Origin of the sequence: Klebsiella sp. MPUS7 (assembly GCF_009905335.1) — a bacterium.
In the GTDB taxonomy this organism is placed as follows: domain Bacteria; phylum Pseudomonadota; class Gammaproteobacteria; order Enterobacterales; family Enterobacteriaceae; genus Klebsiella; species Klebsiella grimontii.
In genome coordinates this window covers 5,596,047-5,613,002 of record NZ_CP047604.1, presented here as the reverse complement: position 1 = coordinate 5,613,002, position 16,956 = coordinate 5,596,047, and the positions used below count along the sequence as shown (strand labels likewise).

The 16,956-nt window shown below is 56.9% G+C and carries 16 protein-coding genes; 11 read left to right on the top strand and 5 right to left on the bottom strand.

The features are described from left to right. Positions 1-211 precede the first annotated feature (211 nt). The 6 genes from ilvL to ilvA all read left to right on the top strand — a co-directional run bounded on the left by ilvL (position 212) and on the right by ilvA (position 6,754). A complete protein-coding gene (gene ilvL, locus GUC22_RS26265) occupies positions 212-310 on the top strand; it encodes an ilv operon leader peptide (RefSeq protein WP_001311244.1) in 99 nt (32 codons plus the stop codon). Positions 311-449: 139 nt separating this feature from the next. Beyond that, positions 450-2,096 carry an acetolactate synthase 2 catalytic subunit gene (gene ilvG / locus GUC22_RS26260; RefSeq protein WP_024360643.1) on the top strand — a complete coding sequence of 549 codons (1,647 nt, stop codon included), beginning with the start codon at positions 450-452 and terminating at the stop codon, positions 2,094-2,096. After that, on the top strand, positions 2,093-2,350 hold the full coding sequence (ilvM, locus tag GUC22_RS26255; protein WP_004107599.1) for an acetolactate synthase 2 small subunit: 258 nt from the start codon (positions 2,093-2,095) through the stop codon (positions 2,348-2,350). Before ilvG ends, ilvM begins: the two co-directional genes overlap by 4 nt. 16 nt (positions 2,351-2,366) lie before the next feature. After that, positions 2,367-3,296: a branched-chain amino acid transaminase gene (locus GUC22_RS26250; RefSeq protein ID WP_004097473.1), complete on the top strand. Its 930-nt coding sequence runs from the start codon at positions 2,367-2,369 to the stop codon at positions 3,294-3,296. Positions 3,297-3,356: 60 nt separating this feature from the next. Next, entirely contained in the window at positions 3,357-5,207 is a 1,851-nt protein-coding gene (gene ilvD / locus GUC22_RS26245; protein ID WP_024360642.1) for a dihydroxy-acid dehydratase, read from the top strand. Positions 5,208-5,209: 2 nt separating this feature from the next. After that, on the top strand, positions 5,210-6,754 hold the full coding sequence (gene ilvA / locus GUC22_RS26240; protein WP_004133308.1) for a threonine ammonia-lyase, biosynthetic: 1,545 nt from the start codon (positions 5,210-5,212) through the stop codon (positions 6,752-6,754). Positions 6,755-6,812: 58 nt separating this feature from the next. Here ilvA and ilvY read toward each other — a convergent pair whose 3' ends face one another. Beyond that, a complete protein-coding gene (gene ilvY, locus GUC22_RS26235; protein ID WP_004133306.1) occupies positions 6,813-7,703 on the bottom strand; it encodes an HTH-type transcriptional activator IlvY in 891 nt (296 codons plus the stop codon). Between the two features lie 163 nt (positions 7,704-7,866). Between ilvY and ilvC the strand changes: the two genes are divergently transcribed. Further along, entirely contained in the window at positions 7,867-9,342 is a 1,476-nt protein-coding gene (ilvC, locus tag GUC22_RS26230) for a ketol-acid reductoisomerase (RefSeq protein WP_024360640.1), read from the top strand. A gap of 100 nt (positions 9,343-9,442) precedes the next feature. Here ilvC and ppiC (GUC22_RS26225) read toward each other — a convergent pair whose 3' ends face one another. Further along, positions 9,443-9,724 (bottom strand): peptidylprolyl isomerase PpiC, encoded by a 282-nt coding sequence (gene ppiC, locus GUC22_RS26225; RefSeq protein WP_004127351.1) that lies wholly within the window; start codon positions 9,722-9,724, stop codon positions 9,443-9,445. A 52-nt stretch (positions 9,725-9,776) separates the two neighbouring features. Next, entirely contained in the window at positions 9,777-10,058 is a 282-nt protein-coding gene (gene ppiC / locus GUC22_RS26220) for a peptidylprolyl isomerase PpiC (protein WP_004127352.1), read from the bottom strand. Between the two features lie 194 nt (positions 10,059-10,252). On the opposite strand from ppiC (GUC22_RS26220), the gene GUC22_RS26215 reads away from it, so the two are divergent. The 4 genes from GUC22_RS26215 (at position 10,253) to rep (ending at position 14,574) form a co-directional block, all read left to right on the top strand. Then, the gene (locus GUC22_RS26215) at positions 10,253-10,957 is read left to right on the top strand and encodes a Crp/Fnr family transcriptional regulator (protein ID WP_064411690.1); all 705 of its coding nucleotides are present in this window, start codon (positions 10,253-10,255) and stop codon (positions 10,955-10,957) included. A 24-nt stretch (positions 10,958-10,981) separates the two neighbouring features. After that, positions 10,982-11,731: a nucleoside phosphorylase gene (locus tag GUC22_RS26210; protein WP_201746403.1), complete on the top strand. Its 750-nt coding sequence runs from the start codon at positions 10,982-10,984 to the stop codon at positions 11,729-11,731. Beyond that, positions 11,731-12,453: a nicotinamide riboside transporter PnuC gene (gene pnuC / locus GUC22_RS26205; RefSeq protein ID WP_101868069.1), complete on the top strand. Its 723-nt coding sequence runs from the start codon at positions 11,731-11,733 to the stop codon at positions 12,451-12,453. Before GUC22_RS26210 ends, pnuC begins: the two co-directional genes overlap by 1 nt. A gap of 102 nt (positions 12,454-12,555) precedes the next feature. Beyond that, positions 12,556-14,574 carry a DNA helicase Rep gene (gene rep, locus GUC22_RS26200; protein ID WP_024360636.1) on the top strand — a complete coding sequence of 673 codons (2,019 nt, stop codon included), beginning with the start codon at positions 12,556-12,558 and terminating at the stop codon, positions 14,572-14,574. A 3-nt stretch (positions 14,575-14,577) separates the two neighbouring features. Here the strand turns inward: rep and GUC22_RS26195 are convergent, their stop codons facing one another. Both GUC22_RS26195 and GUC22_RS26190 read right to left on the bottom strand, forming a co-directional pair. Then, complete coding sequence (locus GUC22_RS26195) at positions 14,578-15,540, bottom strand: PfkB family carbohydrate kinase (RefSeq protein ID WP_154063382.1); 963 nt, start codon at positions 15,538-15,540, stop codon at positions 14,578-14,580. After that, positions 15,524-16,939, bottom strand: coding sequence for a purine-cytosine permease family protein (locus GUC22_RS26190; protein WP_024360634.1), 1,416 nt, complete (start codon positions 16,937-16,939; stop codon positions 15,524-15,526). Before GUC22_RS26190 ends, GUC22_RS26195 begins: the two co-directional genes overlap by 17 nt. Positions 16,940-16,956: the final 17 nt, after the last annotated feature.

Here is a 16,956-nt window from a genome sequence, read left to right as displayed (position 1 = left end):
ACGGTTGTCAGTCAGGAACAGAAAAAGTGCTGTGGAGTACGCCACAAATTGAAATATTTTCATTTCATATTTTTTCTATTAAAAACAATTGTTTTTTCGTAAATGGTTAGCAAGGTAAGAAATGCGGTCATAAAAAAATCTTGTGTTTAACGTGATGTCTGTGGTACCTCTTTAGGTATTCCTTCGAACATGAAGCCAGAAAGAACATAAAATGACAGCCCTTCTACGAGTGATTAGCCTGGTCGTGATTAGCGTGGTGGTGATTATTATCCCACCGTGCGGGGCTGCACTTGGACGAGGAAAGGCTTAAAAAACAAGCCTTAACGAACTAAGACCCCCGCACCGAAAGGTCCGGGGGTTTTTTTATAACTTAAAAACAGAAAAGAGGAGCAGACGATGGCTGGTAGCATAAAATTCTGTTTCTCTCGATCTACGACGGGGAAGTAACTATGAATGGGGCGCGGTGGGTAGTACATGCTTTGCGAGCACAGGGAGTCGATACCGTTTTTGGCTATCCGGGTGGAGCAATTATGCCGGTTTACGATGCATTGTATGACGGCGGCGTGGAACACCTATTGTGCCGGCATGAACAGGGCGCGGCTATGGCGGCTATCGGCTATGCCAGGGCTACCGGCAAAACCGGGGTGTGTATCGCCACTTCGGGGCCTGGCGCAACCAACCTGATCACCGGCCTCGCCGACGCGCTGCTTGATTCCGTTCCCGTTGTTGCTATCACCGGCCAGGTTGCGGCCCCGTTCATTGGCACCGACGCATTCCAGGAAGTTGATGTTCTCGGTTTATCGCTGGCTTGCACCAAGCACAGTTTCCTGGTGCAGTCGCTGGAAGAACTGCCGCGCATCATTGCCGAAGCTTTCCACGTAGCAAACTCCGGGCGCCCCGGTCCCGTGCTGGTCGATATCCCAAAAGACATCCAGCTGGCTCAGGGCGATCTCGATCCGCATTTTTCCATGGTAGCCGACGACGTTGATTTTCCATATGCGGATATCGAATACGCTTTGCAGATGCTGACTCAGTCGCAGAAGCCGATGTTATACGTTGGCGGCGGCGTGGGGATGGCGCAGGCGGTTCCGGCGCTGCGCGAATTTCTTACCGTCACGCAAATGCCAGCGACCGCCACCCTGAAAGGGCTGGGGGTGGTGGCGGCGGATTATCCCTACTATCTGGGGATGCTGGGGATGCACGGCACCAAGGCGGCCAACCTGGCGGTACAGGAATGTGACCTACTGATCGCGGTAGGCGCCCGCTTTGACGATCGCGTCACCGGCAAGCTGAATACGTTTGCCCCGCACGCCAAAGTTATCCATATGGATATCGATCCGGCTGAACTGAACAAGCTCCGTCAGGCGCATATCGGCCTGACCGGCGATTTGAATGTAATGCTGCCCGCGCTGCAGCAGCCGCTGTCTATTGATGCCTGGCGTCAACGTAATGCGCAGCTGCGCGCCGAGCACGCCTGGCGCTACGATCATCCGGGCGAGGCCATCTATGCTCCGCTGCTGCTGAAGCAGCTTTCCGAGCGCAAACCAGCAGATTGCGTCGTGACCACCGATGTGGGCCAGCATCAGATGTGGTCAGCGCAGCATATGACCTATACGCGTCCGGAGAATTTCATCACTTCCAGCGGATTAGGGACAATGGGCTTTGGCCTGCCGGCAGCAGTAGGCGCGCAGGTGGCCCGCCCCGATGATACGGTTATCTGTATCTCCGGTGACGGCTCCTTCATGATGAACGTGCAGGAGCTGGGCACCGTAAAACGCAAGCAGCTGCCGCTGAAGATAGTCTTACTGGACAACCAGCGTTTAGGAATGGTTCGACAATGGCAGCAGCTGTTTTTTCAGGAACGTTATAGCGAAACCACTCTTACCGATAACCCCGATTTTCTTACTCTGGCCAGCGCCTTCGGCATCCCTGGTCAACACATCACCCGTAAAGACCAGGTTGAAGCGGCACTCGACACCATGCTTTCGAGCCAGGGGCCTTACCTGCTTCATGTCTCAATCGATGAACTTGAGAACGTCTGGCCGTTGGTGCCGCCCGGTGCCAGTAATGCAGAAATGCTGGAGAAATTATCATGATGCAACATCAGGTCGCCTTGCAGGCTCGCTTTAACCCTGAAACCTTAGAACGCGTGCTGCGCGTCGTGCGCCATCGCGGGTTCCAGATTTGTGCGATGAATATGGAAACCGCCGCCGATGCCCGGAATATTAATATCGAACTGACCGTTGCCAGCCAGCGGCCCGTCGAATTACTGTTTAGTCAATTAAGCAAACTGGTGGACGTCGCCTGCGTCGAGATCCAGCAACCTACATCACAACAAATTCGCGCCTGAGCGCAAAGGAAGAATAATGACGACGAAAAAAGCTGACTACATTTGGTTCAATGGTGAGATGGTTCCGTGGGGCGAGGCGAAGGTTCACGTGATGTCCCATGCGCTGCACTACGGGACTTCCGTATTTGAAGGCATCCGTTGCTACGACTCTCACAAGGGACCGGTGGTGTTCCGTCACCGTGAACATATGCAGCGTCTGCATGACTCAGCCAAAATCTATCGTTTCCCGGTTTCTCAGAGCGTCGATGAGCTGATGGAAGCCTGTCGCGAAGTTATTCGTAAAAACAGCCTGACCAGCGCCTATATCCGTCCGTTAGTCTTTGTCGGCGACGTTGGCATGGGCGTCAACCCGCCTCCGGGCTATAACACTGACGTGATCATCGCGGCGTTCCCGTGGGGCGCCTACCTGGGTGCCGAAGCGCTGGATCAGGGGATCGATGCGATGGTTTCTTCCTGGAATCGCGCGGCGCCAAACACCATTCCGACCGCGGCCAAAGCCGGCGGTAACTATCTCTCTTCGCTGCTGGTCGGCAGCGAAGCGCGTCGCCATGGCTATCAGGAAGGTATCGCGCTGGACGTGAACGGCTACATCTCTGAAGGCGCCGGTGAAAACCTGTTTGAAGTTAAAGATGGCGTGTTGTTTACTCCGCCGTTCACCTCTTCCGCGCTGCCGGGCATTACCCGCGACGCTATCATCAAGCTGGCGAAAGACCTGGGCCTGGAAGTCCGCGAGCAGGTATTGTCCCGCGAGTCCCTGTACCTGGCTGACGAAGTCTTTATGTCCGGGACTGCCGCAGAGATCACCCCAGTACGCAGCGTTGATGGTATTCAGGTGGGCGAAGGCCGCTGCGGCCCGATCACCAAGCGCATTCAGCAAGCATTCTTTGGCCTCTTCACCGGTGAAACCGAGGATAAATGGGGCTGGTTGGATCAGGTTAATCAATAAGCATAAAAAATGGGGCGACACGCAACGCCCCATTTCACCGAAACTGGGAGTAACTAAAGCATGCCTAAGTACCGTTCCGCCACAACCACTCACGGCCGTAATATGGCGGGTGCCCGCGCGCTATGGCGCGCCACTGGAATGACCGACGATGATTTTGGTAAGCCGATTATCGCCGTGGTGAACTCTTTCACCCAGTTCGTGCCGGGCCACGTTCACCTGCGCGATCTCGGCAAACTGGTTGCTGAGCAAATCGAAGCCGCTGGCGGCGTCGCCAAAGAATTCAACACCATTGCGGTGGATGATGGTATCGCCATGGGCCACGGGGGTATGCTTTATTCACTGCCATCCCGCGAACTGATTGCCGACTCGGTGGAGTACATGGTTAATGCCCACTGCGCTGATGCGATGGTCTGTATCTCCAACTGCGACAAAATCACCCCGGGGATGTTAATGGCGTCTCTGCGCCTGAATATTCCGGTAATTTTTGTTTCCGGCGGCCCAATGGAAGCCGGGAAAACCAAGCTGTCCGATCAGATCATTAAACTCGATCTGGTCGATGCGATGATTCAGGGCGCTGACCCGAAAGTCTCCGACGATCAAAGCGATCAGGTTGAACGTTCCGCCTGCCCGACCTGCGGCTCTTGTTCAGGGATGTTCACCGCGAACTCCATGAACTGCCTGACTGAAGCGCTGGGCCTGTCGCAGCCGGGTAACGGCTCGTTGCTGGCGACTCACGCCGATCGCAAGCAGCTGTTCCTCAATGCGGGCTCGCGTATCGTTGAGCTGACTAAACGTTACTACGAGCAGGACGATGCCTCTGCGCTGCCGCGTAATATCGCCAATAAGGCGGCGTTTGAAAACGCCATGACGCTGGATATCGCCATGGGCGGCTCCACCAATACCGTACTGCATCTGCTGGCGGCGGCGCAGGAAGCGGAAATCGACTTCACCATGAGCGATATCGATAAACTTTCCCGTAAAGTGCCGCAGCTGTGTAAGGTCGCGCCAAGTACGCAGAAATATCATATGGAAGATGTTCATCGCGCGGGCGGCGTATTGGGCATTTTAGGCGAACTGGATCGCGCCGGGCTGCTGAACCGCGACGTGAAAAACGTGCTTGGTTTGTCCCTGCCGCAGACGCTGGAGCAGTACGATATCACCGTCACGCAGGATGAAGCGGTCAAAAAAATGTTCCGCGCTGGCCCTGCGGGTATCCGCACAACGCAGGCTTTCTCTCAGAACTGCCGCTGGGATACCCTGGATGACGATCGCGCAGAAGGCTGTATCCGCTCGCTGGAACATGCTTACAGCAAGGACGGCGGTCTGGCGGTTCTGTACGGCAACTTTGCCGAGAATGGCTGCATCGTGAAAACCGCCGGCGTTGACGACAGCATCCTCAAATTTACCGGCCCGGCTAAGGTATACGAAAGCCAGGACGCGGCTGTGGATGCAATCCTCGGCGGCAAGGTTGTCGCCGGTGATGTGGTGGTTATTCGCTACGAAGGGCCGAAAGGCGGTCCGGGGATGCAGGAAATGCTCTACCCGACGACCTTCCTGAAATCAATGGGGCTGGGTAAAGCCTGCGCGCTGATTACCGATGGACGCTTCTCCGGCGGTACTTCGGGTCTTTCCATTGGCCATGTTTCTCCGGAAGCCGCCAGCGGTGGCAATATCGCGATCATTGAAGATGGCGACATGATTGCTATCGATATCCCGAACCGCGGTATTCAGCTGCAGCTGAGCGATGCCGAGATTGCGGCGCGCCGCGAAGCTCAGGAAGCGCGCGGTGATAAAGCATGGACGCCGAAAGATCGTGAGCGTCAGGTTTCCTTTGCCCTTCGCGCCTACGCCAGCCTGGCAACCAGCGCCGACAAAGGCGCGGTGCGTGATAAATCGAAACTTGGGGGTTAATGATGGCCGAGTCGCAACCCCTGTCCGCCGCCCCCGAGGGGGCGGAATACCTCAGAGCGGTACTGCGCGCGCCGGTATATGAAGCCGCGCAGATCACGCCGCTGCAAAAAATGGAAAAGCTCTCGTCGCGCCTCGATAACGTTGTGCTGGTGAAGCGTGAAGATCGTCAGCCGGTGCACAGCTTTAAGCTGCGCGGGGCGTACGCGATGATGGCGGGGCTGACGGAAGAGCAAAAATCGCATGGCGTGATTACCGCTTCGGCGGGTAATCATGCGCAGGGCGTGGCTTTCTCGGCTTCTCGCCTGGGCGTGAAGGCGCTGATCGTCATGCCAACCGCCACGGCGGATATCAAAGTCGATGCGGTGCGCGGCTTCGGCGGCGAAGTGCTGCTGCACGGCGCGAACTTTGATGAAGCCAAGGCCAAAGCTATCGAGCTGGCGCAACAGCAGGGCTTTACCTGGGTACCGCCTTTCGACCACCCGATGGTGATTGCCGGGCAGGGTACGCTGGCGCTGGAGCTGCTGCAGCAGGATGCCCATATCGATCGCGTATTTGTCCCGGTCGGCGGCGGCGGTCTTGCGGCGGGCGTGGCGGTGCTGATCAAACAGCTGATGCCGCAGATTAAGGTCATTGCGGTTGAGGCCGAGGATTCTGCCTGTCTGAAAGCCGCGCTGGATGCGGGTCATCCGGTTGATTTACCCCGCGTCGGGCTCTTTGCCGAAGGCGTAGCGGTTAAACGTATCGGCGATGAGACTTTCCGTCTGTGTCAGGAGTATCTCGACGACATCGTTACTGTCGATAGCGATGCCATCTGCGCGGCGATGAAAGACCTGTTTGAGGACGTACGCGCGGTGGCTGAACCTTCCGGGGCGCTGGCGCTGGCGGGGATGAAAAAATATATCGCTCAGCATAATATTCGCGGCGAACGCCTGGCGCACGTGCTTTCCGGCGCGAACGTCAACTTCCACGGCCTGCGCTACGTTTCCGAACGCTGCGAGCTGGGGGAACAGCGTGAAGCGCTGCTGGCGGTCACCATTCCGGAAGAGAAGGGTAGCTTCCTCAAGTTCTGCCAGCTGCTGGGCGGCCGTTCGGTCACCGAATTTAACTATCGCTTCGCCGATGCGAAAAATGCCTGCATTTTTGTCGGCGTGCGCCTGAGCCGTGGTCTGGAAGAGCGGAAAGAGATCCTCAACCTGCTGCACGAGGGCGGCTACAGCGTAGTGGATCTCTCTGACGATGAAATGGCTAAGCTTCACGTGCGCTATATGGTGGGCGGGCGTCCGTCGCAGCCGCTGCAGGAACGTTTGTTCAGCTTCGAGTTTCCGGAATCCCCCGGTGCCCTGCTGAAGTTCCTGCATACCCTTGGCACCCACTGGAACATTTCTCTGTTCCATTATCGCAGCCACGGTACCGATTATGGCCGCGTGCTGGCGGCATTCGAACTGGGCGATCACGAGCCTGATTTTGAAACCCGCTTGCATGAGCTGGGCTACGATTGTCACGACGAGAGCAATAATCCAGCGTTCAGGTTCTTCCTCGCAGGTTAGGCTGCGCAGCGCTTATCTGGCCTACGATCGGGTTGTAGGCCGGTTCAGGCATCAGGCATTAGTGGCCAGGCAGTAAATTCCAGAATGCATTAATCAGCGGCTCATGCAGCCGCTTTTTTGGCGCGCAGACGCCGAGTTCAAAAGGGGTCTTCTCGTCGCTGCGCTCCAGAATCATTACGCGATTGCGTACTGGTTCCGGGCTATTTTCCAGCACCACTTCCGGCAGCAGCGCGACGCCGCAGCCCAGCGCCACCATAGAAACCATGGCTTCATGTCCGCCCACCGTAGCGTAAATCGACGGATTACTGATTTTATGGCGGCGAAACCACAGCTCAATGCGGCGGCGCACGGGCCCTTGATCGGCCATAATGAAGGGTACCGTTGCCCAGTCGGGTTTCTCCACCGAGATCTGGTTGCGAACCGGACAAGGCAGCGCCGGGGCGATCAGCACCACCGCCAGATTCTCCAGCATGGAAAACGCCACCGCGCCAGGCAGCGTCTCGGGTTTCCCGGCAATCGCCAGATCGGCCTCACCCGTGACCACTTTCTCCATCGCATCGGCGGCATCGCCGGTGGTGAGCTTTATTTCCACCGAGGGATGTTCGGCGCGGAAACGATCGAGAATCGGCGGCAGATGACTGTAGGCGGCGGTCACCGAACAGAAGATATGCAGTTCGCCCGACAGCGACGGACCTTGCTGATCGATAGCGTGGCGCAGCTGCTGATACTGCAACAGCGTCTGCTGGGCAAAGGTGCGGAGCTCTTCTCCCGCTTCGGTAAGCGTTACCGTGCGGTTATCGCGGACAAACAGCGGCTGCCCAAGGTCTTCTTCCAGGCGCTGAATCTGCCGGGAAAGCGTGGAGGGGCTGACGTGCATCGCTCGCGCGCTGCGGCCAAAATGGCGGCTTTCCGCCAGATGCAGGAAGGTTTTTAGATCGCGTAAGTCCACCGGCGGCACTCCACAATTTTACATTGCAGAAATTGCAACGTGACGTTGTGAATATATCAATTTCCGCAATAAATTTCCTGTCATATAGTAAGTTCATTCTCTCTTGCACAGACACGGCAAGCGAACCGAACAATAAGACAGCACAACATCACGAGGTATCACCATGGCTAACTACTTTAATACACTGAACCTGCGCCAGCAGCTGGCGCAGCTGGGCAAATGTCGCTTTATGGGCCGCGACGAATTCGCCGATGGCGCAAGCTACCTTCAGGGTAAAAAAGTGGTCATCGTCGGCTGTGGCGCTCAGGGCCTGAACCAGGGTCTGAACATGCGCGACTCCGGTCTGGATATCTCCTACGCGCTGCGTAAAGAAGCGATTGCCGAAAAGCGCGCTTCATGGCGTAAAGCGACCGAAAACGGCTTCAAAGTAGGTACCTACGAAGAGCTGATCCCGCAGGCTGACCTGGTGGTCAACCTGACTCCGGACAAACAGCACTCTGACGTTGTGCGTTCCGTTCAGCCGCTGATGAAAGACGGCGCGGCGCTGGGCTACTCTCATGGCTTCAACATCGTGGAAGTTGGCGAGCAGATCCGTAAAGATATCACCGTCGTGATGGTGGCGCCGAAGTGCCCGGGTACCGAAGTGCGTGAAGAGTACAAGCGCGGCTTCGGCGTACCGACCCTGATCGCGGTTCACCCGGAAAACGATCCGAAAGGCGAAGGCATGGCGATTGCTAAAGCCTGGGCTGCGGCGACCGGCGGTCACCGTGCGGGCGTTCTGGAATCTTCCTTCGTTGCGGAAGTGAAATCTGACCTGATGGGCGAGCAGACCATCCTCTGCGGTATGCTGCAGGCCGGTTCTCTGCTGTGCTTCGATAAGCTGGTGGAAGGGGGTACCGACCCGGCATACGCTGAAAAACTGATTCAGTTCGGCTGGGAAACCATCACCGAAGCGCTGAAGCAGGGCGGTATCACCCTGATGATGGATCGCCTGTCTAACCCGGCTAAGCTGCGTGCTTACGCGCTGTCCGAACAGCTGAAAACGATCATGGCGCCGCTGTTCCAGAAGCATATGGATGACATCATCTCCGGTGAATTCTCCTCCGGCATGATGGCTGACTGGGCCAACGACGATAAGAAACTGCTGACCTGGCGTGAAGAAACCGGTAAAACCGCGTTCGAAACCGCACCGCAGTTTGAAGGTAAAATCGGCGAGCAGGAGTACTTCGATAAAGGCGTTCTGATGATCGCGATGGTGAAAGCGGGCGTTGAGCTGGCATTTGAAACCATGGTGGATTCCGGCATCATCGAAGAGTCTGCTTACTACGAATCACTGCACGAGCTGCCGCTGATCGCCAACACCATCGCTCGTAAGCGTCTGTACGAAATGAACGTGGTTATCTCCGATACCGCTGAATACGGTAACTACCTGTTCTCTTACGCTTGCGTACCGCTGCTGAAAGAGTTCATGACCACCCTGCAGACCGGCGACCTGGGCAAAGCGATTGCCGAAGGCGCGGTAGACAACGCTCAGCTGCGCGACGTGAACGAAGCCATTCGCGGCCATGCTATCGAGCAGGTTGGTAAGAAACTGCGTGGTTACATGACTGATATGAAACGCATTGCGGTTGCCGGGTAAATAAAAACGACGGTGGTGGGGGGATACCCTCACCCCAGCCCTCTCCCACAGGGAGAGGGAGCAAACATTCAAGGCCTTCTCAGCGAGAAGGCCTTGTTGTTTATTTCCGGTACAGCACTTTGATGATGTGATAACCAAACTGGGTGTGCAGCGGGCCGGTGGGCTCCAGCTCCGGGCAGGAGAAGACGACTTTATCAAACGCCGGCACCATCTGGCCCTGGCGGAATTCACCTAAATCGCCGCCGCGTTTGCCTGACGGGCAGATCGAGTGCTTCTTCGCCAGTTTACCGAAATCGGCGCCGTTTTTAATTTGCTCCAGAAGATCCAGTGCCAGCTGCTCTTCTTTAACCAGGATATGCAGTGCTGCTGCCGTTTTTGCCATGATCGTACCTTGATTGAATAGGGGATGAATCAGGGCGCAATAGTAGCATGGGCTAGCGGCGATACAGCACCTTAATGATGTGGTAGCCAAACTTGGTTTTGACCGGCCCGTAAGGTTTGAGCAGCGGGCAGCTGAAGACTGCCTTATCGAACGGCCCAACCATGACTCCTTGATTAAACTCTCCGAGATCGCCGCCGTTGCGCCCGGAGGGGCACTTTGAATAGCGCTTTGCCAGATGATCGAAGCTTACGCCACGTTCCAGTTTGGCGAGGATCTCTTGCGCCAGCTTCTCTTCTTTAACCAGGATGTGCAGGGCTGCTGCGCTCTTTGCCATTATTTTGTTCTCACGTCTCAAAGATATCCCGTTACTTTACCATCCGCTTTGGTCGTGGACATATACTCTTCGCCATCGCGGGACAGATGTCTCGCCTGATAGACGGAAGCGGGAGATGAGCAACACTTTTATCCGGCGTATTCCCCCCTGCCAGGGACAGCCGTCCTGTCCTTAACGTCGTGGAGCGAGATAACATGGGCACAATGAAAAAACCTGAATTTTCAGTTAGCTGGCTTTCCGGGCTGAGCGAGATTGTGAGCGATCCGCTGCTCTATGAATTACTGAAATATTGTCCTCTGGAGATCATGCGGCGCTGGCGCTTCGAAGAGATCCCGCGCGGTGATTTTATCTGCCGGCAGGGTGACGTGTGTCAGCGGTTTTCGCTGATTATCGCCGGTGAGGTGGACGTTTTCTATGAGGCTGAAGACGGGCGCCGCTACCGTCAGGCCCGTTACCGTAAAGGCGACATGCTGGGCGAGCTCGAGATCTTTGAGTCGCGTCATTACATCTGCTCGGTGGTGGCGGTGGGTCATGTGCAGCTCCTGAGCCTGTCGCAGGAACATTTCTGCCGCTGGCTGGCGTTAGATAACCATTTTAACCAGCGGATGCTGCGCTTTTTTAGCCAGCAGTATTACCAGCTGTCGAAGAAGGCCAGCAGCGACAATCTTTACTCGCTGCATCAGCGGGTATGTCAGGCGTTATGGCTGCGTTATCAAAATGATGGCGCCATTGAAATCTTGCTGGATAAGCAAAATCTCAGCCAGGAATTCGCGGCGACGACCCGCAGTATTAACCGTATTTTGCATGACCTGAAAGCGCTACAGATTATTGATACCGATGGTGAACGCATTGTGTTGTTAGCTCCTGAAAAACTGAAGCAGGAGGCTGATATCGGATAACCGCAAGAGTAAGGAGGCGGGAGAATGTCGCTGCAACCCCATATCCAGTTAAGCAAAGAGATGACCGGCGCGCGGTACGCGCTGCTGCCGGGCGACCCGCAGCGGGTCGACCGCATCGCCAATTTTCTTGATAATCCACAGCCGCTCGGTCAGAACCGGGAGTTTCGCGCCGCGCGCGGCTGGTATCAGGGCGTCGAGATTTTGGTACTCTCCACCGGAATCGGTGGCCCCTCCACCGCGATCGCCATTGAAGAACTGCGCCAGATCGGCGTAACCACTCTGATTCGTATCGGCAGCTGCGGGGCACTGCAGGATAATCTTGCGCTCGGCGACGTGATTATCGCTCACGCCGCGGTGATGGATGACGGTACCAGCCGAACCTATGCGCCGGCGGGCTATCCGGCCTGCGCTGACCCACAGCTGACCTGGGAACTGATGGCGCAGGCGCGGCAGATGAATATCCCGGCCGCGTGCGGTCTGGTGCGTAGCCATGACAGTTTCTATACCGATCGTGAGGCGGAACTGGATGCGCAGTGGTCGGCGCGCGGCATTCTGGGGGTGGATATGGAGAGCGCCGCCCTGATGACTATCGGCGCGCTGCGCGGGCTACGTACGGCTTCATTACTCAACGTGGTTGTTGCCCATAACGGTTGTCTGGATAGCAGCATCAATGATTATGTCCAGCAGGAAGCGCTGTGCCAGCAGGGCGAAGAACGGCAAATTACCCTGGCGCTACGCGCCATTTATTCCGCTAGCCAGCAAGGAGGTTTGTGATGGACTTTTTTAGCATTAACAATGTGATGGTCAACATTCCTCTCGGCGAAGGCGGCTATGCGCTATCGTGGATTGAAGCCATCGGTACCATATTCGGCCTGTTGTGTATCTGGTGCGCCAGCCGGGAAAAAATCATCAACTATCTGTTTGGCCTGATCAACGTCACGCTGTTTGCGGCCATTTTTTTCCAGATTCAGCTCTATGCCAGCCTGCTGCTGCAGGTGTTTTTTTTCGCAGCCAACATTTACGGCTGGTACGCGTGGAGCCGGCAAAACGAGGCGCAGGAGGCCGCGCTCAAGGTACGCTGGCTTTCCCGTCAGCAAACCCTGGCGCTGGGCGGCGTCTGCGCGGTGGCGATTGTGCTGATGACGTTGTTTATCGATCCGGTGTTCGCGACGCTCACTCGTATCATGATTGCCCTGCTGCAAACTTTCGGTATGCTGGTTGAGATGCCCGACCTCCAGCCCGATGCCTTCCCGTTCTGGGATTCCACCATGCTGGTGTTGTCGATTGCCGCCATGGTGCTGATGACGCGTAAGTTCGTCGAAAACTGGCTGCTGTGGGTACTTATTGACGTGATTAGCGTCGTTATCTACGCGGTACAAGGCGTTTACGCCATGTCGCTTGAATATGTCCTGCTGACGGCGATCGCGGTGATGGGCTCGTACAGCTGGATCAAGAGCGCGCAGCGTAACGGCTATACTCCGCTTGCCGCATCCTGATTGACCGATTTCCAGGCTGCCTGAATGGGCAGCCTGTTGCTCTCACCGCCCCTCTTTCTGCTACAATCCCCACCCCGTTCGAAGATTGAGCAAAATACACCCATGCGTTTAAATCCTGGCCAACAACAAGCCGTCGAATTCGTTACCGGACCGTGCCTGGTGCTGGCGGGTGCCGGTTCCGGTAAGACCCGCGTTATTACCAATAAAATCGCCCACCTGATCCGCGGCTGCGGCTACCAGGCGCGCCATATCGCGGCGGTTACCTTTACCAACAAGGCGGCGCGCGAAATGAAAGAGCGCGTCGGGCAAACGCTGGGGCGTAAAGAAGCGCGCGGCCTGATGATTTCCACCTTCCACACGCTGGGGCTGGATATCATCAAACGCGAATACGCTGCATTAGGGATGAAATCCAACTTCTCGCTGTTCGACGATACCGACCAGGTGGCGCTGTTAAAAGAGCTCACCGAAGGGCTGATCGAAGACGATAAAGTGGTGCTTCAGCAGCTGATCTCCACGATCTCCAACTGGAAAAACGATCTGAAAACCCCTGCCCAGGCCGCCGCCGGCGCGAAAGGGGAGCGGGATCGGATCTTTGCTCACTGCTACGGACTGTACGACGCGCATATGAAAGCCTGTAACGTACTCGACTTTGACGATCTGATCCTGCTGCCGACCCTGCTGCTGCAGCGCAACGAAGAGGTGCGGGAGCGCTGGCAGAACAAGATTCGCTATCTGCTGGTGGATGAATACCAGGACACCAACACCAGCCAGTACGAGCTGGTGAAACTGCTGGTGGGGCAGCGGGCGCGCTTTACCGTAGTCGGCGATGACGATCAGTCGATCTACTCCTGGCGCGGCGCGCGGCCGCAGAACCTGGTGCTGCTAAGCCAGGATTTCCCGGCGCTGCAGGTGATCAAGCTGGAGCAAAACTACCGCTCTTCCGGGCGTATTCTGAAGGCGGCCAACATCCTGATTGCCAACAACCCGCACGTCTTCGAAAAGCGCCTGTTTTCCGAGCTGGGCTATGGCGTAGAGCTGAAGGTGCTCTCCGCCAACAATGAAGACCACGAGGCGGAACGCGTGGCTGGCGAACTGATCGCCCATCACTTTATTAATAAAACCGCCTATAAGGATTACGCGATCCTGTATCGCGGCAACCATCAGTCGCGGGTTTTCGAAAAGATGCTGATGCAAAATCGCATCCCGTACAAAATTTCCGGCGGCACGTCGTTCTTTTCCCGTCCGGAAATTAAAGACCTGCTGGCCTATCTGCGCGTGCTGACTAACCCTGATGACGACAGCGCCTTCCTGCGCATCGTCAATACGCCGAAGCGCGAAATCGGTTCGGCGACGCTGCAAAAGCTGGGCGAATGGGCGATGGGGCGCAATAAAAGCATGTTTACTGCCAGCTTCGATATGGGCCTGACCCAGACGCTGAACGGACGCGGCTATGAGTCTTTGACCCGCTTCACCCACTGGCTGCGGGAGATCCAGCAGCTTTCAGAGCGCGAGCCGATTGCCGCCGTCCGCGATCTGATCCGCGGCGTGGATTATGAATCCTGGCTCTATGAAACTTCGCCCAGCCCGAAAGCCGCCGAAATGCGGATGAAAAACGTCAATACGCTCTTCACGTGGATGACGGAAATGCTGGAGGGCAGCGATATCGATGAACCGATGACGCTCACCCAGGTCGTGACCCGTTTTACGCTACGAGACATGATGGAGCGCGGCGAGTCGGATGAGGAGACGGATCAGGTTCAGCTGATGACGCTTCACGCTTCAAAAGGGCTGGAGTTCCCCTACGTCTACCTGGTTGGCATGGAGGAAGGGCTGCTGCCGCACCAGAGCAGCATTGATGAAGACAACGTCGATGAAGAACGCCGTCTTGCCTACGTGGGTATCACCCGCGCGCAGAAAGAGCTTACTTTTACCTTGTGCAAAGAGCGCCGTCAGTACGGCGAGCTGGTGCGACCGGAGCCGAGCCGTTTCCTGCTGGAGCTGCCGCAGGATGATCTGATTTGGGAGCAGGAGCGCAAAGTGATTTCGCCGGAAGAGCGTATGCATAAAGGTCAGGCGAACGTCGCCAACATCCGGGCGATGCTGGCGAAAGCGCGTAAATAGCGGCTAGCGGCCGTTTTGCTGCTGAATCTGGAACTGACGTAGCTCTTCGCGACCCGGAGCACCGTCTGCACCCGGCCGGGTGACGACAATAGCCGCTACTTCATTGCCCAGCAGCGCGGCCTGGCGCAGATCCATCCCGCAGGCCAGCCCGGCGATCGTACCGGCGCAGTGGCTGTCTCCAGCGGCAATCGTATCGTAGACCTTCACGCGGCAGGCAGGAATATGCTGCGGTTGTGCGTCAGGTTCAACCACCCACGCGCCATCTTTATCGAACCGACAGATCGCCCGTAAATGCCAGCCGCTGGCGAGCCGTGAAGCGGCGTCAAGGGTCGCGCTATCCAAATCGTATAAACGTGTGCACAGCACGCTGAGTTCATCGCGATTCAGAGTGAGCACAGGAGCTTTGCCCAGCAGCGCCTGGATAAAGTGAATATCCAGATCGTTCAGACGCGGGCCAAAATCGACAAACAGCGTTTTATCTTCCGTAAGGTCCAGAATCCACTGGCGCAGCGCTTCGCTGGCCAGCTCGTAGCCAGAGACATAAATTATGGCGTCCTTCGGCTGCGGAATTTGTGCCAGCAGCTCGTTGTTCCAGTGCTGCTCGCAGCCCTCAATGGTGATAAACGTCCGCTCTTTGTTCGCCTCGACGAGTGCCAGACACCAGCCGTTATCGTGGGTGGGGTGGCGCAAGAGGACGGGTAGGTTTTCCAGCGCCATTTTCTGTGCAACGGCCTGCCCCCACTCGCCATTGCCCACCGGTATCGCGTTTATCAAAGGGAGTTCAAGGCGCGAGAGCGCGCGGGCGACATTAAACGCGCAGCCGCCAATCTGCCGTCCGCCATCGCGGGCAGAAACATCGCTACCGCTATGCGGCAGCGCATCGAGATGGAGAATCATGTCGCCAAAAGCGGCGCCGATAACCACGATCGGCCGCCGCGGCGACAGCAGGTCAGCTGTTATTGTCACGGCTGGCCTCCTTTCTTGCGCCGAACGCCAGATACAGCGCCAGGCTCAGAATAAAAGAGACAAACAGACCCAGGCTAGAGTCCGCGAAAATGCCGACCGCGAAAGGTCCGTCGATAAACCCGGTTTTGGATACCATCAATCCCGCCAGCGCGCCGACAATCCAGCAGCCCAGCGCGGTGCGGTTCGCTCCGCTGTCCCTGAATAAATCAGCTTCAGCATATCCGGCTCGGCGGCGAATCCGATAAAAATCGACCATAAAAATGGCGGCCCAGGCGGCCAGAAATACGCCGCAGAAAATCAGAAACGCGATGAAAGGGCCGAGAAAATCTTTCGAGACAAACAGCACGTAGAGCGCGATCCCCAGCACCAGAACGGCATCAAGGGCTACGGCGGAGCGCTGCTGGAGCTTAATCCCCATGCTTAACAGGTTAAGGCTGGCGGAATAGAGACTCAGCACGGCGATGGTCACGACCCCGGCGGTCGCCGCGGCCAGATAGGGGATTGCCATCCAGGAAGGCAGCAGTTTGCCAATCGCTGAAATGGGGTTCTCGCTGGAGGCCAGGTCGGGGATCTGGGCGGTAAGCAGTATCCCGGTGAGCATCAGCAGCAGTAGGGGGAGCGCGGCGCCGCTGACAACGGCGAGAAAAATAGGCTTTTCACCGGCGTCGGGACGCTGATCCCGGCTATAGTCGGCGCCGGCGATAGCCCAACTGATGCCGGTGCCCGCGGCAATAATTGATACCGCCGGCAAAAAGCCGGTGAGCCAGCTGCCTGAAGGCAGCGCGAGGATGGCCTGCCAGTCTGCGGTGAAGAGTAAATAGATCACTACCAGCAGCGTCATGGCGCCAAAGATCCGGGTGATCCATTTTTGCATCATCAGCACGGCATTTTGCCCGAGCACGCTGACCAGTACGGTCAGCCCGCCAAACAAGAAAAGCGACAGCGCGGTGGTGGTCAGGCTCTCTTCAAGACCCATGGCGGCAAACAGCGCGACGAGGGTGAGCGTGCCGGTAATGATATTGACCGCTTCCCAGCCCATCAGATTCACCCAACAGAAGCTGGTGGGCGCGATATTGCCGCGTTTGCCAAAAATGACCCGGGAGAGGGTGAGCGTCGTGGTGCGGCCGATTTTGCCGGCGATGCTGGTGACGCCGACCAGCGCAAAAGAGGCGACGCCCGCCACGGCGGCAAGGATCGACTGCCAGAATGAGAGGCCAAACGCCACAATGACCGCGCCGTAAACGACCCCAAGAATGCCAATATTCGCGGCGCACCAGACGAAAAACAGCTGGACCGGTTGTTGGGTCTGGTGGACCGGGGGAACGAGACCGATCCCTAATTCCGCCATTCCGGGATCTGCCGTCTGGATATTTCCATCGTATGAAGCTTTGCTGTCCATAGTGATGCCCTCAGTGA